The organism is Cellulomonas sp. KU4C (assembly GCF_056868065.1).
On sequence record NZ_CP200322.1, the window covers coordinates 3,561,021 to 3,584,315 of the forward strand.

The 23,295-nt window shown below is 71.0% G+C and carries 15 protein-coding genes and 3 rRNA genes; 9 read left to right on the forward strand and 9 right to left on the reverse strand.

Annotated features, from left to right (window positions below; all coding sequences use genetic code 11):
* Nucleotides 1-606: 606 nt before the first annotated feature.
* Genes AC1VL8_RS16955 through AC1VL8_RS16980 form a run of 6 tightly spaced genes read left to right on the forward strand, consistent with a single transcriptional unit; the run spans nt 607 to nt 7,438 of the window.
* Nucleotides 607-1,434: an ABC transporter ATP-binding protein gene (locus tag AC1VL8_RS16955; RefSeq protein ID WP_483075982.1), complete on the forward strand. Its 828-nt coding sequence runs from the start codon at nt 607-609 to the stop codon at nt 1,432-1,434.
* A 45-nt stretch (nt 1,435-1,479) separates the two neighbouring features.
* Nucleotides 1,480-2,562, forward strand: coding sequence for an aliphatic sulfonate ABC transporter substrate-binding protein (locus tag AC1VL8_RS16960; protein ID WP_483075983.1), 1,083 nt, complete (start codon nt 1,480-1,482; stop codon nt 2,560-2,562).
* Nucleotides 2,563-2,590: 28 nt separating this feature from the next.
* Nucleotides 2,591-3,475 carry an ABC transporter permease gene (locus tag AC1VL8_RS16965; RefSeq protein WP_483075984.1) on the forward strand — a complete coding sequence of 295 codons (885 nt, stop codon included), beginning with the start codon at nt 2,591-2,593 and terminating at the stop codon, nt 3,473-3,475.
* Complete coding sequence (gene acs / locus AC1VL8_RS16970) at nt 3,472-5,559, forward strand: acetate--CoA ligase (RefSeq protein ID WP_483075985.1); 2,088 nt, start codon at nt 3,472-3,474, stop codon at nt 5,557-5,559. Before AC1VL8_RS16965 ends, acs begins: the two co-directional genes overlap by 4 nt.
* On the forward strand, nt 5,556-6,950 hold the full coding sequence (locus tag AC1VL8_RS16975) for an O-acetylhomoserine aminocarboxypropyltransferase/cysteine synthase family protein (protein ID WP_389230432.1): 1,395 nt from the start codon (nt 5,556-5,558) through the stop codon (nt 6,948-6,950). The genes acs and AC1VL8_RS16975 overlap by 4 nt, the downstream gene beginning before the upstream one ends.
* A complete protein-coding gene (locus AC1VL8_RS16980) occupies nt 6,947-7,438 on the forward strand; it encodes a CoA-binding protein (protein ID WP_483075986.1) in 492 nt (163 codons plus the stop codon). The genes AC1VL8_RS16975 and AC1VL8_RS16980 overlap by 4 nt, the downstream gene beginning before the upstream one ends.
* On the opposite strand, the gene AC1VL8_RS16985 is transcribed toward AC1VL8_RS16980, so the two are convergent.
* Complete coding sequence (locus tag AC1VL8_RS16985) at nt 7,413-8,051, reverse strand: TetR/AcrR family transcriptional regulator (RefSeq protein WP_483075987.1); 639 nt, start codon at nt 8,049-8,051, stop codon at nt 7,413-7,415. The two genes, AC1VL8_RS16980 and AC1VL8_RS16985, sit on opposite strands and share 26 nt — an antisense overlap.
* A gap of 136 nt (nt 8,052-8,187) precedes the next feature.
* Between AC1VL8_RS16985 and AC1VL8_RS16990 the strand changes: the two genes are divergently transcribed.
* On the forward strand, nt 8,188-9,687 hold the full coding sequence (locus AC1VL8_RS16990; protein ID WP_483075988.1) for an MFS transporter: 1,500 nt from the start codon (nt 8,188-8,190) through the stop codon (nt 9,685-9,687).
* A 188-nt stretch (nt 9,688-9,875) separates the two neighbouring features.
* On the opposite strand, the gene AC1VL8_RS16995 is transcribed toward AC1VL8_RS16990, so the two are convergent.
* Together AC1VL8_RS16995 and AC1VL8_RS17000 are read right to left on the reverse strand one after the other, a co-directional pair.
* Nucleotides 9,876-10,205, reverse strand: coding sequence for an MGMT family protein (locus AC1VL8_RS16995; RefSeq protein ID WP_483075989.1), 330 nt, complete (start codon nt 10,203-10,205; stop codon nt 9,876-9,878).
* Nucleotides 10,206-10,213: 8 nt separating this feature from the next.
* Nucleotides 10,214-11,311 (reverse strand): PP2C family protein-serine/threonine phosphatase, encoded by a 1,098-nt coding sequence (locus tag AC1VL8_RS17000; RefSeq protein ID WP_483075990.1) that lies wholly within the window; start codon nt 11,309-11,311, stop codon nt 10,214-10,216.
* Between the two features lie 119 nt (nt 11,312-11,430).
* Between AC1VL8_RS17000 and AC1VL8_RS17005 the strand changes: the two genes are divergently transcribed.
* Nucleotides 11,431-12,702, forward strand: coding sequence for a GNAT family N-acetyltransferase (locus AC1VL8_RS17005; protein WP_483075991.1), 1,272 nt, complete (start codon nt 11,431-11,433; stop codon nt 12,700-12,702).
* A 28-nt stretch (nt 12,703-12,730) separates the two neighbouring features.
* Here the strand turns inward: AC1VL8_RS17005 and AC1VL8_RS17010 are convergent, their stop codons facing one another.
* The gene (locus tag AC1VL8_RS17010) at nt 12,731-13,183 is read right to left on the reverse strand and encodes a ribose-5-phosphate isomerase (protein WP_389230453.1); all 453 of its coding nucleotides are present in this window, start codon (nt 13,181-13,183) and stop codon (nt 12,731-12,733) included.
* A 106-nt stretch (nt 13,184-13,289) separates the two neighbouring features.
* Between AC1VL8_RS17010 and AC1VL8_RS17015 the strand changes: the two genes are divergently transcribed.
* Nucleotides 13,290-15,281, forward strand: a complete 1,992-nt coding sequence (locus AC1VL8_RS17015; protein WP_483075992.1) for a M13 family metallopeptidase — start codon at nt 13,290-13,292, stop codon at nt 15,279-15,281.
* Between the two features lie 742 nt (nt 15,282-16,023).
* On the opposite strand, the gene rrf is transcribed toward AC1VL8_RS17015, so the two are convergent.
* The 5 genes from rrf to AC1VL8_RS17040 all read right to left on the reverse strand — a co-directional run bounded on the left by rrf (nt 16,024) and on the right by AC1VL8_RS17040 (nt 23,204).
* Nucleotides 16,024-16,140 (reverse strand): 5S ribosomal RNA (gene rrf, locus AC1VL8_RS17020).
* A gap of 101 nt (nt 16,141-16,241) precedes the next feature.
* Nucleotides 16,242-19,352: ribosomal RNA gene (locus tag AC1VL8_RS17025) — 23S ribosomal RNA — on the reverse strand.
* Between the two features lie 386 nt (nt 19,353-19,738).
* Nucleotides 19,739-21,259: ribosomal RNA gene (locus tag AC1VL8_RS17030) — 16S ribosomal RNA — on the reverse strand.
* The 16S, 23S and 5S rRNA genes sit together here, the layout of an rRNA operon.
* Before the next feature lie 683 nt (nt 21,260-21,942).
* A complete protein-coding gene (locus AC1VL8_RS17035) occupies nt 21,943-22,500 on the reverse strand; it encodes a hypothetical protein (RefSeq protein WP_483075993.1) in 558 nt (185 codons plus the stop codon).
* Nucleotides 22,501-22,577: 77 nt separating this feature from the next.
* The gene (locus AC1VL8_RS17040) at nt 22,578-23,204 is read right to left on the reverse strand and encodes a mycothiol-dependent nitroreductase Rv2466c family protein (protein ID WP_389235497.1); all 627 of its coding nucleotides are present in this window, start codon (nt 23,202-23,204) and stop codon (nt 22,578-22,580) included.
* Nucleotides 23,205-23,295 lie beyond the last annotated feature (91 nt).

Consider the following 23,295-nt stretch of genomic DNA (forward strand, 5'->3'; position numbering starts at 1 on the left):
ACGGGCGCCGCGCGCTCGCGTGTCGTGACCTCTCGTCCCGGCGGGGGGGGCGGGGGGCGGGGGGCGGGTGTCGGTGGTGGACAGCGGGTTGTCCCCGGACCCCGGGCGCGCTACTGTCGGGCGCATCCCGAGGCGTGACCGTTTGCGTCTCATCAGGCGAGACAGCGTGAGGAGGCAGCCCGTGACCCCGTCGACGCACCCGCGCACGACCCCGCGTCCGGGCCTGCCGATGCCCACCGCCGGCCGATGCTGTCGGCGCTCGGCGAGCTGTCCGCGCGCCCACCGCGCCGCCTGACCGCGTCCACCTGACGCGCTCGGCGCCGCCCGCGCCGCAGCACCCCGGCCGACCGGCGCCCGACCCCGCGCGCCCCGGCCCACCCGCGCCCAGCCGGACCCCGGTCCACGCAGCCCCGGCCCGGCGCGACCCGCGCCACGCACGGCCCGCACCCCGGCCCCGTCGCGGCCCGCGCCCCGCACGGCCCGCACCCCGGCGCCGTCGCGGCCCGCGCCCCGCACGACCCGCCCCACGCACGCCCGCGACCCGGACCACACGACGCCCACCGCCCTCCCCGCGCCCCACCAGGCCCGACGCCCAGGGACCCACCCATGACCGCGCTGAGCACCGCCCCCGCCGCGACCGCCACCGCACGCCCCGTGGAGCTGCGCGGCGTCGCGCGCACGTTCGCGACCCCGACGGGCCCGCGCGCCGTGCTGGCCGACGTCGACCTGCGGATCGCCGCGGGCGAGGTCGTCGCGGTCATCGGCCCGTCGGGCTGCGGCAAGTCGACGCTGCTGCGCCAGGTCGGCGGCCTCGACGCCCCCGACGCGGGCGCCGTCGTGCTGGGCGACACCCCGGTCGCCCCCTACGACGCGCGGACCGCCGTCGCGTTCCAGGAGCCGCGGCTGCTGCCGTGGCGGACGCTGGCGCACAACGTCGCGCTCGGCCTGCCGCGCGGCACGCCCCGGGCGCAGGCCCGCGAGGAGGTCGCGCGGCTGCTCGACCTGGTCGGGCTGTCCGGGTCCGCGGACCTGCGGCCGCGGCAGGTGTCCGGCGGGATGGCGCAGCGCGCGTCGCTCGCCCGGGCGCTGGCCCGCCGGCCGGGGGTGCTGCTCCTGGACGAGCCGTTCGGCGCCCTCGACGCCCTCACCCGGCTGCGGATGCAGGACCTGCTGCTCGACGTGCACGCCCGGCAGCCCACGACGGTGCTGCTGGTGACGCACGACGTCGAGGAGGCGCTGTACCTGGCCGACCGCGTCGTCCTGCTCGGCTCCCCCGAGGAGACGGGCACCTCCGTGCGGTCCGTCATCACGGTGCCCGGCGCCCGGCCCCGGGACCGCGCGGACGCCCGGCTGGCGGAGCTGCGGGCCGAGCTGCTCGACGGGCTCGGCGTCGCGACCCACCACCCGGTGCACGGCCCGCACCACCAGATCTGACCCACCCCACCCCCACCCGAGCTCCACCCCCGACAGGAGACGACCATGACCCGCCGCCCCACCACCGCCGCCGCCCGCGCGCGCCGCCCGATCGCGTTCGGCGCGGCAGCCGTCGCCGCGACCCTGCTGCTCGCCGGCTGCGTCTCCGGCGAGGGCGAGGCGCAGGCGCAGGCCGACACCCCGGAGACCGCAGCCGCCGGCGACGCCGAGGGCTGGAGCGCCGACACCCTGACGCTCGACTTCGCCACGTACAACCCGCTGAGCCTGGTGATCAAGGACCAGGGCTGGCTCGAGGAGACCCTGGGCGACGACGTCACCGTCGAGTGGATCCAGTCGGCGGGGTCGAACAAGGCGAACGAGGCGCTGCGGGCCGGCGCGGTCGACGTCGGCTCCACCGCGGGCTCCGCGGCGCTGCTGGCCCGCTCCAACGGCTCGCCGATCCGCACGATCGACATCTACTCCCAGCCGGAGTGGGCGGCGCTCGTCGTGCCGGCGGGCTCGGAGATCACCGACGTCGCCGACCTGGCCGGGAAGTCGGTCGCCGCGACCAAGGGCACCGACCCGTACTTCTTCCTGCTGCAGGCGCTCGACGAGGCGGGTGTCGACCCGGCGGACGTCGAGGTGCAGAACCTGCAGCACGCGGACGGCAAGGCCGCGCTGGAGAACGGCTCCGTCGACGCCTGGTCGGGCCTGGACCCGCTGATGGCCGCGAGCGAGGCCGACGCCGGCTCGACGCTGCTGTACCGGAACGTCGACTTCAACACCTACGGGTTCCTCAACGCGACCGAGGACTTCCTCGCCGCGAGCCCCGACCTGGCGCAGGTGGTCGTCGACGCGTACGAGAAGGCCCGCGCGTGGGCGATCGAGAACCCCGAGGAGGTCGTCAGCATCCTCGCCGAGGTGGCGGGCATCGACCCGGCGGTCGCCGAGACCGTCATCACCGAGCGCACCGCGCTGGACATCGACCCGGTGCCGGGTGACGCGCAGCGCGACGTGCTCGAGGTGGTCGGCCCGATCTTCGTGGAGTCCGGTGACGTCGCGAGCCAGGACCTGATCGACGCCGCGCTGGACGAGCTGCTCGACCCGACGTTCGCCGAGGCCGCCGACCCGTCGACCATCGCCGGCTGACCCACCCCCACCCCGGACGGAGACCGACATGACCGACGCGCCCGCGACGACCCTCGCCGGCACCGTCGTGCCCGTGACCGACCGTCAGGGCCGGCTCGTCCCCGGGCTGAACCCGTTCAGCCCGGGGGCGGTCGCCCCGCGCCTGCGCCGTGGCGTCCTCGCGCGCCGGTCCGTGCGGACCGGCCTGGGGCTGCTGCTCCCGGTGCTGCTGCTGGGGACGTGGCAGGGGGTCACGTCCGCGGGGCTGGTGGCGCCGTACCAGCTGCCGAGCCCCGCCTCGGTGTGGACGGCCGCGGTCGACCTCGCGGAGCGCGGGCTGCTCGGGCAGTACGTCGCGATCTCGACCCAGCGCGTGGTCCTCGGGTTCCTGATCGGCGCCGCGCTGGGCCTGGCGGCCGGCTCGCTGGTCGGGCTCTCCCGGCTGGCGGGTGCGCTGCTGGAGCCGACGCTCGGCGCGGTCCGCGCGGTGCCGTCGCTGGCCTGGGTCCCGCTGCTGATCCTCTGGATGAAGATCGGCGAGGACTCCAAGCTGACCCTCATCGCGATCGGCGCGTTCTTCCCCGTGTACACGACCGTCGTCGCCGCGCTCCGGCACGTCGACGCGCACCTGGTCGAGGCGGGCCGGGCCTACGGCCTGCGGGGCCCGCGCCTGCTGGGCGTCGTGCAGCTGCCGGCGGCGGTGCCGTCGGTGGTCGCGGGCCTGCGGCTCGCGCTCGCGCAGTCCTGGCTGTTCCTGGTGGCGGCCGAGCTGATCGCCTCCTCGATGGGCCTGGGGTTCCTGCTGATGGACTCCGGCAACAACGGCCGCGTCGACCGGATGATCCTGGCGATCGTCCTGCTCGCGCTGCTGGGCAAGCTGACCGACGCGCTGATCGGCCTGGCCGAGAAGTCGCTCCTGAGAAGGTGGGCATGACGACCACGACGAACCGGACCTTCGACGCGCTGCAGACCGAGACCCGGGCGTTCGACGCCCCGGCCGGCAGCTGGAACATCGGCCCCGCGGACCACGAGCGCCTGCTCGCCCGCGCCGCCGCGGACCCGGTCGGGTTCTGGGAGGACGCCGCACGCCGGCTGGAGTGGGCCGAGCCGTGGCACACCGCGCACACCTGGTCCCCGGCGGTCGAGGGCCCGGACGGCGGGCTGACCGTCCCCGAGGCGCAGTGGTTCGTCGGCGGCCGGCTCAACGCCGCGGTGAACTGCGTCGACCGGCACGTCGCCGCCGGGCGCGGGGACAAGGTCGCGATCCACGCCGAGGGCGAGCGCGGCGACCGCCGGTCGTACACCTACGCCGACCTCCAGCGCGAGGTGTCCCGCGCCGCGAACGCCCTGACCGACCTGGGCGTCGGGCCGGGCGACCGCGTGGTGGTCTACCTGCCGGTGATCGTCGAGACGATCGTCGTGACGCTGGCGATCGCGCGGATCGGCGCGGTGCACTCGCTGGTGTTCGGCGGGTTCTCGGCGGAGGCCGTGCGGTTCCGGGTGCAGGACACCGGCGCGAAGCTCCTGGTGACGAGCGACGGTCAGTACCGCCGTGGCCGGGCGGTCGAGGTGAAGTCCGCCGCGGACGAGGCGGTCGCGGGCCTGGACCACGTGGAGCACGTCCTCGTGGTGCGCCGCACCGGCCAGGACGTCGCCTGGACCGCGGGTCGCGACGTCTGGTGGCACGACGTCGTGGACCCGGCGAGCCCGGTGCACGAGGCGCAGGCGTTCGACGCCGAGCACCCGCTGTTCATCATCTACACCTCCGGCACCACCGGGAAGCCCAAGGGCCTGGTGCACACCACCGGCGGCTACCTGACGCAGGCGTCCTGGACGCACTGGGCGGTGTTCGACGCCCGCGAGGACGACGTGCACTGGTGCACCGCGGACCTGGCGTGGGTCACCGCGCACACCTACGAGATCTACGGGCCGCTGAGCAACGGCCTGACCCAGGTGATCTACGAGGGCACCCCCGACACCCCGCACCGCGAGCGCCACCTCGAGGTCATCGAGCGGTACGGCGTCACGGTCTACTACACGGCGCCGACGCTGATCCGGACGTTCATGACCTGGTTCCCCGACGGCCTGCCCGCCGGGCACGACCTGTCGAGCATCCGGCTGCTCGGCACCGTCGGCGAGGCGATCAACCCCGAGGCGTGGGTCTGGTTCCGGTCGCAGTTCGGCGCCGACGCCGCCCCCGTGGTCGACACCTGGTGGCAGTCCGAGACGGGTGCCGCCGTGATCGCCCCGCTGCCCGGTGTGACGACCCTGAAGCCGGGCTCGGCGACGCGGCCCCTGCCCGGCTTCGGCGCGCGGGTCGTCGACGACGCCGGTACCGAGGTGCCGCGGGGCTCCGGCGGCTACCTGGTCCTCGACCGCCCGTGGCCCGGTATGGCCCGGACCGTGTGGGGCGACCCGCAGCGCTACCTCGACTCGTACTGGCGACCGTTCGCCGCGCAGGGCTGGTTCCTGGCCGGCGACGGCGCGTCCTGGGACGCCGACGGCGACATCTGGCTGCTCGGCCGGGTGGACGACGTCGTGAACGTCGCGGGTCACCGGCTGTCGACCATCGAGATCGAGTCCGCGCTCGTCGCGCACCCGGCGGTCGGCGAGGCCGGCGTCGCGGGCGTGGCCGACGCGGTCGGCGGCCAGGCCGTCGCGGCGTTCGTCGTGCCCGCGGTCCCGCCGGGCCCGGTCGAGGACGTCGCCGCCTGGCGGGCCGCCGGTGCCGCGCTGCGGGCGGACCTGCGCGCGCAGGTGGCCCGCGAGATCGGCCCGGTCGCCAAGCCCCGGCACGTCGTCCTGGTGCCGGAGGTGCCCAAGACCCGGTCCGGCAAGATCCTGCGCCGGCTGCTCGCCGACCTGCACGACGGCCGACCGCTCGGCGACATCACGTCGCTGCAGAACCCGTGGGCCGTGGACCAGGTCGCCGCGCTGCTCGCCGCCGGCGCTACGGTGACCCCAGCCACGACCCCGCCGACCGACCGCACCGCCGCCGAGGAGGCCTCCCGCGCATGACCGAGCACCGCTTCGGGTTCCGCACCCGCGCCCTGCACGCCGGGGCCGTCCCCGACGCCGCGACCGGCGCCCGCGCGGTGCCGATCTACCAGACGACGTCGTTCGTGTTCTCCGACACCACCGACGCCGCGAACCTGTTCGCGCTGCAGAAGTACGGGAACATCTACTCCCGGCTCGGCAACCCCACGGTCGCCGCGCTCGAGGAGCGGATCGCCTCGCTCGAGGGCGGCATCGGCGCGGTCGCGACCGCGTCGGGGATGGCCGCGGAGTTCATCACGTTCGCCGCGCTGGTCGGCGCCGGGGACCACGTGGTCGCGTCGGCCCAGCTCTACGGCGGCACCGTGACCCAGCTCGACGTGACCCTGCGCCGGTTCGGCGTCGAGACGACGTTCGTCGCGGGCACCGACCCGGCCGACTACGCCGCGGCGATCCGCCCCGAGACCAAGGTCGTCTACACCGAGGTCGTCGCGAACCCGTCCGGCGAGGTCGCCGACCTGGCGGGGCTCGCCGAGGTCGCGCACGCGGCGGGCGTGCCCCTGGTCGTCGACGCCACGCTGTCGACGCCCTACCTGGTGCGGCCGATCGAGCACGGCGCGGACATCGTGATCCACTCCGCGACGAAGTTCCTCGGCGGGCACGGCACCACGCTCGGCGGCGTCGTCGTGGAGTCGGGCCGGTTCGACTGGGGCAACGGCAAGTTCCCGCAGATGACCGAGCCGGTCCCGTCGTACAACGGCGTGAAGTGGTGGGAGAACTTCGGGGAGTACGGGTTCCTCACCAAGCTGCGCTCCGAGCAGCTGCGGGACATCGGCCCGTCGCTGTCGGCGCAGTCCGCGTTCCAGCTGCTGCAGGGCGTCGAGACGCTCCCCCAGCGGCTCGACGCGCACCTCGCGAACGCCCGCACCGTCGCGGAGTGGCTGGAGGCCGACCCCCGGGTCACCGCCGTCCAGTGGGCCGGGCTGCCGTCGCACCCGCACCACGAGCGCGCGCGCCGCTACCTGCCGCTGGGCCCCGGCTCGGTGTTCGCGTTCCGGCTCGCCGCCACCGCCGACCGCGACGGCCGCGAGGTCGGGCGCCGGTTCATCGAGCACCTGCAGCTCGCGAGCCACCTCGCCAACGTCGGCGACGCGCGGACGCTGGTCATCCACCCCGCGTCGACGACCCACCAGCAGCTGTCCGCCGAGCAGCTGGCCGTCGCCGGCGTGCCCGAGGACCTGGTGCGGATCAGCGTCGGGCTCGAGGACCCGGAGGACATCCTCTGGGACCTCGACCAGGCGCTCACGGCCGCCACCGCTCCCGCCGCACCGGCGCCCGCCGCACCGGCGTCCGCGCCGGGCTTCCCCGCGCCGGTCGCCGCCGACGCCTGCGCCCTCCCGGAGGCCACCCGATGAGCACCACCCCCCGCACCTGGCAGGGACCGACCGCCCCCGGGCGCCTGGCCCTGCTGCGGCGCACCCGGTCGGTCGCCGTCGTCGGCGCGTCCAACAACCCGGCCCGGGCGTCGTACTTCGTCACGACGTACCTGCTGTCCAGCACGCCGTACGACGTCTACCTGGTGAACCCGCGCGAGACCGAGATCCTCGGGCAGCCCGTGTACCCGTCGCTCGCCGCGCTGCCGGTCGTCCCGGACCTGGTCGACGTGTTCCGCCGGCACGACGACCTGCCGACCGTGCTGGACGAGACCCTGGCCGTCGGGGCGAAGGCCCTGTGGCTGCAGCTCGGGTCCTGGCACGAGGAGGTCGCGGCGCGCGCCGAGGCCGCGGGGCTGGACGTCGTGATGGACCGGTGCGTGAAGATCGAGCACGCCCGGTTCCACGGCGGGCTGCACCTCGCCGGATTCGACACCGGGGTGATCAGCTCCCGGCGCGCGCTGGGCTGAGCGCGAGCGGCAGGATCACCGAGTCCAGCAGCCGCTCGACGAACGCGGTGTCCAGCGGCAGGTGGGCGACCGACTTCCGGTAGTGGATCATCGCCGGCGCCACGGCGGCGACCATGTCGAGGTCGACGCCGGCCGGGACCTCGCCGCGCAGCCGCGCGCGCTCGAGCACCGCGCGCATCAGCCCGACCCGGCCGGACACGAACTGCTCGTGGAACACCGCCGCGACCTCGGCCTCCTCGCGGATCGCGGACAGCAGGCCGGACATGAGCTCGTCGTTCTTGAACCGGCTGGCCATCGTCGCGATGCTCAGCAGGTCCTCGCGCAGGGAGCCCGTGTCCGGGACCTCGTCGATCGTCAGCTGCTTGCTGCACAGCACGCTGTCGACGGTGAGCTGCACCTTCGACGGCCAGCGCCGGTAGACGGTCGCCTTGCCCGCGCCGGCGCGCTCGGCGACGGCGTCCATCGTCATGCCGTCGTACCCGCGCTCGATGAGCAGCGCCCGGGCGGCGTCGAGGATCACGTCGTCCTTGCCGGCGTCCCGGCGACGCCCCGGCCGCCGGGCGGGCACGGGCACGGGCGGGTCTGCGGTCACGGCGTCCTCGCGCGCGGGCATGCCTGCTCCTCTCGACCCCGCCATCATGCCTGCCGCGTCAGCGAGAACCAAATCGAGACCGGGGGGTTCCGGAACTGCCCGGTCTTGGTTTACGGTCGTCGCATCCCCCCACCGTCGGAACCACCGGAGCACCCCCATGTCCACACCCGCAGCCCCCGCCGCGGTCGCCACCCCCGAGGCAGGAAGCCGCCGCTGGCTCGTCCTCGCGACCGTGGCCCTCGCCCAGCTGATGGTCGTGCTCGACGCCACCATCGTGAACATCGCCCTGCCGTCCGCGCAGGCCGAGCTCGGCTTCTCCGACAACGACCGGCAGTGGATCGTCACCGCCTACGCCCTCGCGTTCGGCAGCCTGCTGCTGCTCGGCGGTCGGCTGTCCGACATGTTCGGCCGTCGCCGGATGTTCCTCGTCGGCCTGATCGGCTTCGCCGCCGCGTCGGCCCTCGGCGGCGCGGCGCCCTCGTTCGAGCTGCTCGTCGCCGCGCGTGCGCTCCAGGGCGTGTTCGGCGCCGTCCTCGCCCCCGCCGCGCTGTCCGTGCTCACCACGACGTTCACCATCCCGAAGGAGCGTGCCCGGGCGTTCGGGGTCTTCGGCGCGATCGCCGGCATGGGCGGCGCCATCGGCCTCCTGCTCGGCGGCTACCTCACCGAGAACCTCGACTGGCGCTGGAACCTCTACGTCAACGTCGTGATCGCCGCCGTCGCGCTCGTCGCCGGCACGGTGCTGCTGCCCCGCGCGGGCGGCGCCGCCGGCCACCGCCTCGACGTCCCCGGCGTGCTGCTCGGGTCGGTCGGCCTGTTCGCGCTCGTCTTCGGGTTCTCCCAGGCCGAGCCGCAGGGCTGGGACTCCGCCCTCACCTGGGGCCCGCTGGTCGCCAGCGTGCTGCTGCTCGTCGGGTTCGTCGTCCGGCAGCGCACCGCCGCGAACGCCGTCCTGCCGCTCGACGTGATCCTGGACCGCGACCGCGGGGCGTCGTTCCTGGCGATCCTCGTCGCCGGGTCCGGGATGTTCGGCGTGTTCCTGTTCCTCACCTACTACCTGCAGTCGACCCTCGGGTACACGCCCATGCGCACCGGGCTCGCGTTCCTGCCGATGGTCGTCTCGATCATCGTCACCGCGCAGGTCCAGTCCAACGTGCTCATCCCCCGGTTCGGGCCCAAGGTGCTGGTGCCGATCGGCATGCTGCTCGCCGCCGGCGCGATGCTGACGTTCCAGGCGCTCGAGGTCGACAGCACCTACGTGCACGTCCTGCCCGGCCTGGTGCTGATGGGCGTCGGGATGGCGTCGATCATGCCCGCGTCGTTCCAGCTCGCCACGCTCGGCGTCCCGCCCCGGCTCGCCGGCGCCGCGTCCGCGCTCGTGTCGACCAGCCAGCAGGTCGGCGGGGCGATCGGCACCGCGCTGCTCAACACCCTGGCCGCGACCGCCGCGACGGCGTACGTCACCACGCACGCACCCGCGACGCCCGAGGTCCTCGCCGCCGCGGCGCTGCACTCGTTCGACACGGCCTACGGCTGGTCCGCGGTCATCTTCACGGGCGGCGCGGTGCTCGCCGCCGTGCTGTTCCGCACCCGCGGCGACCGCGAGGCCCGCACCGCCGGCACCGCAACGCCCGAGGCGGCCCTCGCCGCCCACTGACCGGGGCTCGCACCGCCCGCACCTGCCCCGCCCGGACCTGCCCCGCCCGCAGGCCCGCCGAGACAGGACCGTCCCGCCGAGACAGGACCCACCGACGCCCTGTCTCGGCGCGGAGGTCCTGTCTCGGCGGGGGCGGCACCGGTGTCAGCGCACCGCCGTGGCACCTCGCGACGTCGGCCGAGCGACGCTCAGTCGTCCGGGAACCAGATCGCCCGCCGCAGCGCCACCCGCGTCCCGTCCGCGCTCAGCGGCGTGCCCTCGGCCCGCAGCTGCTCCAGCGCGGCGCGGACGTGGTGGGGCGGCGGCGCGCCGGACGCGTTCACCACCCGCCACCACGGCACCCCCGACCCGCCGCGCGCCATGATCTGCCCGACCTGCCGGGGCCCGCCCCGCGCGGGCAGCCCCTGCGCCACGAACCGGTCCGCGACGACCTCGGCGATCGTCCCGTACGTCATCGCCCGCCCCGGCGGGATCGCGTCGACGAGGTCGAGCACCGCCTCCAGGTACGTCTCGTCCACGGCGCCGCTCAGTCCTTCCGCACCAGCACGAGCGCGCGGTCGTCGCCCTCGCTCGCGCCGATGCGCGCGATCACGTCGTCCGCGCCGCCGCGGTGGGTCGCCAGCACGGCCTCGACGGCGCCGCGCAGCCGGTCGATGCCGAGGTCCAGGTCCCGTCCCGGCGTCTCGACCAGGCCGTCGGTGTACAGGATCAGCACGTCACCCGGCTCGATCCGGCCGCGCGCGGTCCCGAACGTCGCGCCCGGCAGCACGCCGAGCGCCAGGCTCGGCGGCACGGGCACCAGCTCCACCAGCCCCGACCCGCCGTGCAGGTGCACCGGCGGCAGGTGCCCGGCGGACGCGACCGTGTACGCGCCCGTCGCGAGCTCGACGGTGACGTGCACCGCCGTCGCGAACCCCTCGTCCCAGTCCTGGCGCAGCAGGTACGCGTTCGCGGCGGGCAGGAAGTCCGCGCTGTCCAGCTCCCCGAGCAGGCCCGCGAGCGCCCCGGACAGCTGGAGCGACCGCACGCCCGCGTCCTGGCCCTTGCCGGACACGTCGACGAGCGCGACCTCGAGCAGCGCGCCCTCCTGCCGGGTCGCCGTCAGCACGAAGTCGCCGGAGAACGCCTCGCGGTGCGCCGCGTGCAGCGCCGTCTGCACGTGCCAGCCGCCTGGCAGCGTCGGCACGGTGGCGTGCGCGGCGAACCGGTCCCGCAGGTCGACGATCATCAGGTCGCCCGGCGCGCCCTGCAGGCCGAGCCGGTCCCGGTAGGCCGCGAACGCGAGCACCGCCGCGATCGTGACGCCGTGCAGCAGGTAGGTGCCGGGCGTGAACTCCCCCAGCCCGGTCAGCGCGATCACCAGCACCTGCGCGACGACCGCCGCGCACAGCACGGCCATCCCCCGCACCCGCAGCAGGAACACGCCCAGGATCTCGATCAGCAGGTACGTCGACGGCGGCACCCAGGGGCGGATCGTCACCACGCCGACCGACACGACCAGGGTGAGCGCCACGAGCAGCGCGGTCAGCGCCGGCTGCGAGCCCGCGTGCCACCGGTGCAGGCGGGCCCGGACCCGGTCGAGGGCGCGCGCGGACCGCCCGCGCCCGGTGCGCGCCGCCGTCACCTGAGCTTCCCCACCGGCCGAGCGTACCCAGCCGCCGACGGCACCCGACATCCCCCGGACGTGCACCACCAGGGAAATCGACGTGCCGGTCCGCCGCCGCGGGAGCCAGGATGGGGCGCATGCACACCGCCCCCGCCGGGTACCGGCTGACCGAGATCACCGAGGACCGCGTCGAGGAGTACCGCAGCATCGACGCCCTCGCGTTCGCCGAGGGTGCGCGGGACGCCGCGCTCGACGCCGCCGTGCCGTTCGCCGTCCCGCTCGACCGCGCCGTCGGGGTCGAGACCGACGCGGGCGAGCTCGTCGCCGTGCACGGCTCCTACGCGTTCCGGTTGCCCACCCCCGGCGGCGAGGTCCCGTGCGCGGGCCTGACCTGGGTCGGCGTGCGCCCCGACCACCGCCGCCGCGGGCTGCTGTCGACGATGATGCGCGCGCACCTCGACCGCTCGCTGTCCCGTGGGGAGCCGGTGTCCGCGCTGTTCGCCGCCGAGCCGGGGATCTACGGCCGGTACGGCTACGGCTCCGCGGCGGACCACGTCCGGCTGACCCTGCCCCGCGGCGCCGCGCTGCGCGACGTCCCGGGCTCCGCGGAGCTGCGGGTCCGGTTCGAGAGCCTCGACCCGCAGGCGCACCGCGACCTCGTCGACGGTCTGCACGCCGCCGCGGGCGCCGGGCGTCCCGGCTGGGTGCTGCGCGGCTCGGACGCCCTGCGGACGATCGCCGTCGCCGACCCGCCCGCGTGGCGCGCCGGCGGGGAGCCGGCCCGCCTGGTGACCGTCCGCGACGCCGCCGACGACGTCCGCGGCTACGCCCTGCTGCGGCGCGTGCAGACCTGGGCGGACGGCGGCGCGGAGTACCCGGTGCGGGTCCGCGCGGCCGCGGCGGTCGACGCCGCCGCGACCCACCGGCTCTGGTCGTTCCTGCTCGACCTGGACCTGACGAGCACCGTGAGCACCGGGATGCTCGCCGTCGACGACCCGCTGCTCGCGCTGCTCGTGGACACCCGCCGACCGGTCCCGAAGCTCAGCGACAACCTCTGGGTCCGGCTGCTCGACGTCCCCGCCGCGCTGACCGGCCGGCGGTACGCGACTCCGCTCGACGTCGTCCTGCACGTGCGCGACGCGCTGCTGCCCGGGAACGACGGCGTCTGGCGCGTGGTGACCGGGGAGGCCGGCACCGACGGCACGTACGGCGCGCACGTCGAGCGGGCGCAGGCGCCCGCCGACCTGGAGCTGGACGTGCGCGAGCTCGGCGCCGCCTACCTCGGGGGGCGGTCGCTCGCGGCGCTGGCCGCGGTCGGTCAGGTCACGGCGCACCGGCCCGACACCCTGCACCGGACCGCGACCGCGTTCGGCTGGCCGGTCGCGCCGGTCTGCCCCTGGGTGTTCTGAGCCTCGCCCTGGGACGGGGTCGCGCGCGTCAGGCGCGCGCGGCCTCGTACGCGGCGAGCTGGTCGATGCGGCGCTGGTGGCGCGGGTCCTGGCTGAACGGCTCCGCCACGAACGCGTCGACCAGCTCGATCGCCGCGTCCACCGAGTGCTGCCGGGCGCCGATCGCCACGACGTTCGCGTCGTTGTGCTGACGGCCGAGGCGCGCGGTGTCCTCGTTCCAGGCCAGCGCGGCGCGCACGCCGGTGACCTTGTTGGCGGCGATCTGCTCGCCGTTGCCCGACCCGCCGATCACCACGCCGAGGCTCCCCGGGTCCGCGACGACGGCCTCGCCCGCGGCGAAGCACACCGCCGGGTAGTCGTCCTGCGGGTCGTACTCGGCGGCCCCGTGGTCGACGACGTCGTGACCCGCGGCGCGCAGGTGCTCGACGATCGCGACCTTCAGCTCGAACCCGGCGTGGTCAGCGGCGACATGGATACGCATAGGGACATCCTGCCGCACGCCCGGGCGTTCGCCCTCCCGGAGTCCTAGGCTGGCCGGTGGTGCGTGCCCGCGCCCCGACCCCGGCAGAACGGAACACCCGGCGACCATGACCCGCAGCGGCATCGACTCCTCCGCCCTCGACCCCGCCGTCCGCCCGCAGGACGACCTGTACGCGCACGTCAACGGCCGCTGGGCGGCGGAGCACGTCATCCCCGCCGACCGCGCGATGGACGGCTCCTTCCGGGCCCTGCACGACCAGGCCGAGGAGCAGGTCCGGGACATCATCACCGAGGCAGCGGAGCAGGCGGCCGGCGGCGGCGTCCAGGCGCAGATCGGCGCCCTGTACGCGAGCTTCATGGACACCGACGCCGTCGAGGCCGCCGGCACCGACCCGCTGCGCCCCGACCTGGACGCCATCGCCGGCGCCACCACCCGCGAGGAGCTGACCGACGTCCTCGGCGCCCTGCAGCGCACCGGGGCGGCCGGCGCCGCGGGCTTCTGGGTCGACAACGACGCCAAGGACCCCGAGCGGTACGTCGTCTACCTCTACCAGTCCGGGCTCGGCCTGCCCGACGAGTCGTACTACCGCGACGAGCAGTACGCCCCGATCCTCGCCGCCTACCGCCCGCACGTCGCGCGCATGCTGCGGCTCGGCGGCTGGGCGGCGGACGACGCCGCCGCGGACGAGGGCGCCGGACGGGTGCTGGCCCTCGAGTCCGAGCTCGCCGCCGGGCACTGGGACGTCGTGAAGGACCGCGACGCCGACCTCACCTACAACCCCACCACGCTCGCCGCGCTGGCGTCCGACGCCCCCGGCTTCGACTGGGCGGCGTGGGCGCGCGCGCTCGGCGCGCCGGCGGGCTCGCTCGACGAGCTCGTGGTCCGGGAGCCGTCGTTCGCCACCGCGTTCGCCGCCCTGTGGGCCGCGCAGGACGTCGACAGCTGGAAGGCCTGGCTGGCGTACCACGCGATCAGCGCGCGGGCCCCGTACCTGTCCTCGGAGCTGGTCGAGGCGAACTTCGACTTCCACGGCCGGACGCTCACCGGTGCCCAGGAGCTGCGTGACCGCTGGAAGCGCGGCGTCTCCCTCGTCCAGGGCGTCCTCGGCGAGGCCGTCGGCGAGGTCTACGTCGCCCGGCACTTCCCGCCGGCGCACAAGGAGCGGATGGAGCAGCTCGTCGGCTACCTCGTCGAGGCGTACCGCGAGTCGATCACCGCCCTGGACTGGATGGGCGCGGAGACCCGGGAGAAGGCGCTCGCGAAGCTCGACGCGTTCACCCCGAAGATCGGCTACCCGGTGAAGTGGCGCGACTACTCCGCCCTGGAGCTGAGCGCCGACGACCTGCTCGGCAACGTCCGCCGCGCGTCGGCGTTCGAGCAGGACCACGAGCTGAACAAGATCGGCAAGCCGATCGACCGCGACGAGTGGTTCATGACCCCGCAGACCGTCAACGCCTACTACAACCCGGGCATGAACGAGATCGTCTTCCCCGCGGCGATCCTCCAGCCGCCGTTCTTCGACGCGGACGCCGACGACGCCGTGAACTACGGCGGCATCGGTGCGGTCATCGGCCACGAGATCGGCCACGGCTTCGACGACCAGGGCTCCAAGTACGACGGCCAGGGGCGCCTCGAGGACTGGTGGACCGAGTCCGACCGCGCCGAGTTCGAGAAGCGGACGTCCGCGCTCATCGAGCAGTACAACGCGTTCTCCCCCGCGCAGCTGAACGGCTCGCACCACGTCAACGGGGCGCTCACCATCGGCGAGAACATCGGCGACCTCGGCGGCCTGTCGATCGCGCTCAAGGCCTACCGGATCGCGCTGAGCGCCGACGGCACCCGCCGCGAGCTCGACGACGCACCGGTGGTCGACGGGATGACCGGCGTGCAGCGCGTCCTGCTCGGCTGGGCGCAGGTGTGGCGCGCGAAGGGCCGCGACGAGGAGGTCATCCGCCGGCTCGCCGTCGACCCGCACTCCCCCGACGAGGTCCGCTGCAACGCGGTCGTCCGCAACGTCGACGAGTTCTACGCCGCGTTCGACGTCCAGCCCGGCGACGGCCTGTACCTGGCCCCGGAGGAGCGCGTCCGCATCTGGTGACGGTCTGCTCCAGAAGGGCCCGGGACGCCGCAGCGTCCCGGGCCCTTGCTGCGCCCCCTTGCGGGCCCCGCCGCCGCCTCGCACTGGCGAGTGGTCACGACACGCGGGTGCGCGGCGTCGCGCGCCAGCGTGTCGTGACCTCTCGTCGGGCCCGCGCGTCGCGGCCCGCGCGTCAGGGCCCGCGCGCCGAGGCGCCGGGGTGGCAGTCTCCGCTTGTCGTCGGGTGTCGGCGTGCAGGCGGGCCCTGTCGTCTCGGCGAGGGCGGGCGTGCGTGGGGCGGAAGCGGCACCGCGCAGGCTCTGCCGGCCATGTGCACGCGCCGGTGATCGCGTGGCGAGTGGTCACGACACGCGGGTGCGCGGCGTCGCGGGCCAGCGTGTCGTGACCGCTCGTCGAAGCCCGACGACCCTGGGGCGCCGAGATGGCATCCTGCGCGTCTGCCCGGGTGTCGGCGCGCAGGCGAGCCCTGCCATCTCGGCGAGGACTGACGCCCGGGTGTACCGGTGAGGCGAACGCATGGGTGCGTGAGCGCGGCAGGTCTCGTCCGACCCTGACGTGCGCACCCCCGCGGCCGTGTGATCGCGTGGCGAGTGGTCACGACACGCGGGCGCGCGGCGTCGCCGGCCGGCGTGTCGTGACCTCTCGTCGGTGTCTCGGCGGTCGTGCAGGGCCGGTGCGCGGGCTATATGGCTGGGGAAACACGAAGAGCCACCCCTTGCGGGGTGGCTCTTCGCGAAATGGTGTCCGGCGGCGTCCTACTCTCCCACACCCTGGCGAGTGCAGTACCATCGGCGCTGAAGGGCTTAGCTTCCGGGTTCGGAATGGGACCGGGCGTTTCCCCTTCGCTATGACCGCCGTAACTCGGTCGAACTAGCTGAGCAACAGGCGTCACCACACGGATGTGGTGACGGTGCTCGCGGTTCGGGAACCGCACAGTGGACGCGTAGCAACAATGATGTTGTGGTGAAGTTATCGGCTTATTAGTACCGGTCAGCTGCGAGGGTCGTTAGTCCCCTCTTCCACATCCGGCCTATCTACCCGGTGGTCTAGCCGGGAGCCTCTCACCCCTCAAGGGGGCATGGAAACCTCATCTTGAAGCAGGCTTCCCGCTTAGATGCTTTCAGCGGTTATCCCTTCCGAACGTAGCCAACCAGCCGTGCTCCTGGCGGAACAACTGGCACACCAGAGGTTCGTCCGTCCCGGTCCTCTCGTACTAGGGACAGCCCTTCTCAAGTTTCCTGCGCGCGCAGCGGATAGGGACCGAACTGTCTCACGACGTTCTAAACCCAGCTCGCGTACCGCTTTAATGGGCGAACAGCCCAACCCTTGGGACCTACTCCAGCCCCAGGATGCGACGAGCCGACATCGAGGTGCCAAACCATGCCGTCGATATGGACTCTTGGGCAAGATCAGCCTGTTATCCCCGGGGTACCTTTTATCCGTTGAGCGACGGCGCTTCCACAAGCCACCGCCGGATCACTAGTTCCGACTTTCGTCCCTGCTCGACCTGTCAGTCTCACAGTCAAGCTCCCTTGTGCACTTGCACTCGCCACCTGATTGCCAACCAGGCTGAGGGAACCTTTGAGCGCCTCCGTTACATTTTAGGAGGCAACCGCCCCAGTTAAACTACCCACCAGGCACTGTCCCTGATCCGGATTACGGACCGAGGTTAGATATCCAGAGCGACCAGAGTGGTATTTCAACGTTGACTCCACCGACACTGGCGTGCCGGCTTCACAGTCTCCCACCTATCCTACACAAGCCGCACCGAACACCAATACCAAGCTATAGTAAAGGTCCCGGGGTCTTTCCGTCCTGCTGCGCGTAACGAGCATCTTTACTCGTAGTGCAATTTCGCCGAGTTCGCGGTTGAGACAGCGGGGAAGTCGTTACGCCATTCGTGCAGGTCGGAACTTACCCGACAAGGAATTTCGCTACCTTAGGATGGTTATAGTTACCACCGCCGTTTACTGGGGCTTAAATTCTAGCTTCGCCTTGCGGCTGACCCGTCCTCTTAACCTTCCAGCACCGGGCAGGCGTCAGTCCGTATACATCGTCTTGCGACTTCGCACGGACCTGTGTTTTTAGTAAACAGTCGCTTCCCCCTGGTCTCTGCGGCCCTCCACGCTTCCCGGGCGAACCGGTACACGCTTCAGGCCCCCCTTCTCCCGAAGTTACGGGGGCATTTTGCCGAGTTCCTTAACCACGATTCTCTCGATCGCCTTAGTATTCTCTACCTGAACACCTGAGTCGGTTTGGGGTACGGGCGGCTAGAACCTCGCGTCGAAGCTTTTCTCGGCAGCATAGGATCACCCAATCATCCAGCATACGCTGTCACCATCGGTTCTCAGGCTTGATGAGTGGCGGATTTGCCTACCACTCGCCCTACGGCCTTGGACGTGGACAACCATCGCCACGCTGGGCTACCTTCCTGCGTCACTCCTGTTAATACGCTTACCTACTACCGGATCGGGTCGCGCGCTCCTCGTAGCGGTGACTCCCGAAGGAATCGGTGCTACGACTCGGGCGCTGAGCATCACCGGGCTCGGTATGGGCGGTTCTTCGCCGGTACGGGAATATCAACCCGTTGTCCATCGACTACGCCTGTCGGCCTCGCCTTAGGTCCCGACTTACCCAGGGCGGATTAGCCTGGCCCTGGAACCCTTGTTCATTCGGCGGACGGGTTTCTCACCCGTCTTTCGCTACTCATGCCTGCATTCTCACTCGTGTAGCGTCCACCACTGGGTTACCCCGCAGCTTCACCCGCCACACGACGCTCCCCTACCCATCCACACGCCTGGACCACGAAGGCCTAGCGCAAGTGTGAATGCCACAGCTTCGGCGGTATACTTGAGCCCCGCTACATTGTCGGCGCGGAATCACTTGACCAGTGAGCTATTACGCACTCTTTCAAGGGTGGCTGCTTCTAAGCCAACCTCCTGGTTGTCTGTGCAACTCCACATCCTTTCCCACTTAGCATACGCTTAGGGGCCTTAGCTGGTGGTCTGGGCTGTTTCCCTCTCGACTACGGAGCTTATCCCCCGCAGTCTCACTGCCACGCTCTCACTTACCGGCATTCGGAGTTTGGCTAACGTCAGTAACCTGGTGGGGCCCATCGGCTATCCAGTAGCTCTACCTCCGGCAAGAAACACGTGACGCTGCACCTAAATGCATTTCGGGGAGAACCAGCTATCACGAAGTTTGATTGGCCTTTCACCCCTAACCACAGGTCATCCCCCCGGTTTTCAACCCAGGTGGGTTCGGTCCTCCACGCGGTCTTACCCGCGCTTCAACCTGCCCATGGCTAGATCACTTCGCTTCGGGTCTAGAGCACGCGACTGTGTCGCCCTATTCGGACTCGCTTTCGCTACGGCTTCCCCACACGGGTTAACCTCGCCACGTACCACTAACTCGCAGGCTCATTCTTCAAAAGGCACGCCGTCACCCCTGCTAGGGAGGCTCCGACGGATTGTAGGCACACGGTTTCAGGTACTATTTCACTCCCCTCCCGGGGTACTTTTCACCTTTCCCTCACGGTACTTGTCCGCTATCGGTCACTAGGTAGTATTTAGGCTTAGCAAGTGGTCTTGCCAGATTCACACGGGATTTCTCGGGCCCCGTGCTACTTGGGATCCCCTTCGGGAGGCCACATGATTTCGTCTACGGGGGTACCACCCTCTGTGCCGGGCCTTTCAATGCCCTTCGACTATCACGCGACTTTCTGACTCCCTGACGACTCGGCAGAATCATCTGAAAGGTCCCACAACCCCGTACACGCAACGCCTGCCGGCTTGACACGCATACGGTTTGGCCTGATCCGCTTTCGCTCGCCACTACTCACGGAATATCTCTTCCTGCCGGTACTGAGATGTTTCACTTCCCGGCGTTCCCTCCACACACCCTATATATTCAGGTGCGGGTCACACGACATGACTCGTGCGGGGTTTCCCCATTCGGACATCCTCGGATCACGGTTCGTTTGCCAACTCCCCGAGGCTTATCGCAGGCTACAACGTCCTTCTTCGGCTCCTAGTGCCAAGGCATCCACCCTGTGCCCTTAAAAACTTGACCACAAAGACATACAATAAAAGATGCTCGCGTCCACTGTGCAGTTCTCAAACAACGAACGATCCCCGACCTCACGTCAGCGCCTACCACCCCCAGCGCCCCGAAAGACACCAGCAAGCGGCGGTTCGACCGACCGACCGGACCCGTCATGAAGCAACACCCCCAAAGCGGGCTGTTCCCTCAGGACCCAACAGCGTGCCTCAGCGACCCACACCCTGCCGGCACACGAGGTTCCACCCGCTCCCGAAGGAGACGAGGTACTGACGCGCACCAGCTGCATGAGCCGCCGTAGTTGATGTTCCACCCTTGAGCACCACCCCGGACGCGTTCGGTCCAGGCATGGCCTCTGCACCCACCACGCTAAGCGGTGAGCATCAGATGCTCCTTAGAAAGGAGGTGATCCAGCCGCACCTTCCGGTACGGCTACCTTGTTACGACTTAGTCCCAATCGCCAGTCCCACCTTCGACGGCTCCCCCCACAAGGGTTGGGCCACCGGCTTCGGGTGTTACCGACTTTCGTGACTTGACGGGCGGTGTGTACAAGGCCCGGGAACGTATTCACCGCAGCGTTGCTGATCTGCGATTACTAGCGACTCCGACTTCATGGGGTCGAGTTGCAGACCCCAATCCGAACTGAGACCGGCTTTTTGGGATTCGCTCCACCTCGCGGTATCGCAGCCCTTTGTACCGGCCATTGTAGCATGCGTGAAGCCCAAGACATAAGGGGCATGATGATTTGACGTCATCCCCACCTTCCTCCGAGTTGACCCCGGCAGTCTCCTATGAGTCCCCGGCATGACCCGCTGGCAACATAGGACGAGGGTTGCGCTCGTTGCGGGACTTAACCCAACATCTCACGACACGAGCTGACGACAACCATGCACCACCTGTACACCGACCTTGCGGGGCAACCATCTCTGGAAGTTTCCGGTGTATGTCAAGCCTTGGTAAGGTTCTTCGCGTTGCATCGAATTAATCCGCATGCTCCGCCGCTTGTGCGGGCCCCCGTCAATTTCTTTGAGTTTTAGCCTTGCGGCCGTACTCCCCAGGCGGGGCACTTAATGCGTTTGCTGCGGCACGGAACTCGTGGAATGAGCCCCACACCTAGTGCCCAACGTTTACGGCATGGACTACCAGGGTATCTAATCCTGTTCGCTCCCCATGCTTTCGCTCCTCAGCGTCAGTTGCGGCCCAGAGACCTGCCTTCGCCATCGGTGTTCCTCCTGATATCTGCGCATTCCACCGCTACACCAGGAATTCCAGTCTCCCCTACCGCACTCTAGTCTGCCCGTACCCACTGCAAGCCCGAGGTTGAGCCTCGAGTTTTCACAGCAGACGCGACAAACCGCCTACGAGCTCTTTACGCCCAATAATTCCGGACAACGCTTGCGCCCTACGTATTACCGCGGCTGCTGGCACGTAGTTAGCCGGCGCTTCTTCTGCAGGTACCGTCACTTGCGCTTCTTCCCTGCTGAAAGAGGTTTACAACCCGAAGGCCTTCATCCCTCACGCGGCGTCGCTGCATCAGGCTTGCGCCCATTGTGCAATATTCCCCACTGCTGCCTCCCGTAGGAGTCTGGGCCGTGTCTCAGTCCCAGTGTGGCCGGTCGCCCTCTCAGGCCGGCTACCCGTCGTCGCCTTGGTGGGCCACTACCCCTCCAACAAGCTGATAGGCCGCGAGTCCATCCCTGACCGATAAATCTTTCCAGACACTTCGGATGCCCGAGCGTCTCGTATCCGGTATTAGACCTCGTTTCCAAGGCTTATCCCAGAGTCAGGGGCAGGTTACTCACGTGTTACTCACCCGTTCGCCACTGATCCACCCAGCAAGCTGGGCTTCACCGTTCGACTTGCATGTGTTAAGCACGCCGCCAGCGTTCGTCCTGAGCCAGAATCAAACTCTCCGTAGATGTCTACATGGCAACCACCACCCGAAAGCAGCAGTCCACCGACACACGAACGACACCCCACTCGCTGGCGAGCAAGGCATCAGTTAAATTTGGCTTTGTGGTCCGACCCAGACGGAGCAGGGCCGATCCCACGTCAACCAAGACTCACCGATCTCACGCAACCACCCCGAACGAGGCGACCACCCGAGCCGATGAACCATCTTGGCATCAACTACTAGGCACACTGTTGAGTTCTCAAAGAACAGACGCGCATCCCTCACTCACCCTTGCGGGCTCCGCGACCGGAGGCTTCTCTTCCAATCTACCAGAGTTCCTGGCTCGCTTTGCCGCCGTTTCCCGCGACTCGCTCGCCTCAAACCCTACCAGAGTTTTCAGACCGTCTTTCCGGGCTGTTATTTCCCGTTCCGACCTCCGAAACCCTACCAGGCTTTCCGGGCCGCTTTGTCGGCGAGCATTCTCGCCGGCGAACCTTCCCGCCTGGTCCAGCACGAGCGGAGGCGCGCCGAGGCGGCGACCGATCCTGCTGGGGTGTGCTGCTCGCGGGACCAGCCACCGGGTTCGATCCGCGGTGTCCGTTCCTCCCTCTCGGGCAACTCGGAGGACACTACGCGTCCACCTGCCCGTCGTCAAACCGGCCTCGCGGGGTCACGCGGGGCCGGTCTGCGCGGCTCACGGCAGAGTCGTCAGCGCGGCCGTCGCCACGCGGAACCCGGTGCCGGTCTCGGCGACCACGCACGACATGCCGTCGGTCCCGCTGGTGCACGTGTAGGGGCCGAGTCCTGCGAGCGGCCGTAGTCGAGCACCGGGGTGTCGGCCGAGGCGACGGTCGGGGGCGCCCCGTCCACGCACGGGGTGGTGACGCCGTCCGACTCGTTGAGCACGATCACGTGCCCGGTCGTGCCGGTGCACCCCTCGGCTGCGGGGACGTCGAACTGCTTGTTCGCGATCGTGCAGGTGACGCCGTCGGCCGACATCGTGCACGCGATGTTCCCGCTCGGCGACGCGAAGGAGCGCGCATCCCCCGCCGCGGTCGCGTCGTCGCCCGGCGTCGACCCCCCACCGGGGGTGCTCGCCCCGGACGCGACCGGCGCGGGTCCGGCACCGGCGTCGTCGGCGGTCCGGTCGTCGTCGCCGCCGCCGCCGAGCACCACGATCGCGGCGACGACGAGCGCGAGCACGAGGACGACGTCCACGGCCAGGAAGATCTTCACGCCACGGCTGAGGCCGGCGAACGCTGCCATCTGGTTCCTCCGGGTGTGCGGACCGGGCGGGGCGGCGGTGCCCCGGGTCCCGGTCGCGGGTCGACGGGTCGGACCGGTCAGTCGAAGACGGGGCCCTTGGTCCGGGTGCGCTTCAGCTCGTAGAACCCGGGGACGCCGGTGACGAGCACGAAGCCGTCCCACAGTCGGCCGGCGTCCTCGCCCTTCGGCGCCGGCGTCATCACGGGGCCGAAGAACGCGGAGCCGTTGACGGCGACGACCGGGGTCCCGACCTCGTCGCCGACCAGGGCGATCGCCTCGGCGTGCGACGCGCGCAGCTGCTCGTCGAACTCGTCGGTGTCCCCGTACGCCCGCAGCGACTGCGGCAGCCCGACCTCGTCGAGCGACTCACGGATGATCGCCCACGTGTCCGTGCGGCCGCCCGGGTGCCGGCGGCTGCCCAGCGCGTCGTACAGCGGCTTGAGGTGCTCCGCGCCGTACAGCTCCTTCGTGGCGGTGAGCACGCGGACCGCCGCCCACGAGTCGTCCATCAGCGCGCGGTACTCCTCGGGGAGGTCCCGGCCCTCGTTGAGCACGGACAGGCTCATCACGTGCCAGCGGACCTCGACGTCCCGGACCCGCTGCACCTCGTCCATCCAGCGCGACGTCATCCACGCCCACGGGCAGGCGGGGTCGAACCAGAAGTCGGCGGTGTCGCGGGACGTGGGCGGCTGCGTGTCGGTCACGTCAGGTGGCTCCTCACGGGGCGGTCGGTGCGGTGGCGGACGGGCGGCTGCGACCGCCGGGACCGACCGCCGCGCCCGCCATCATGCCCCG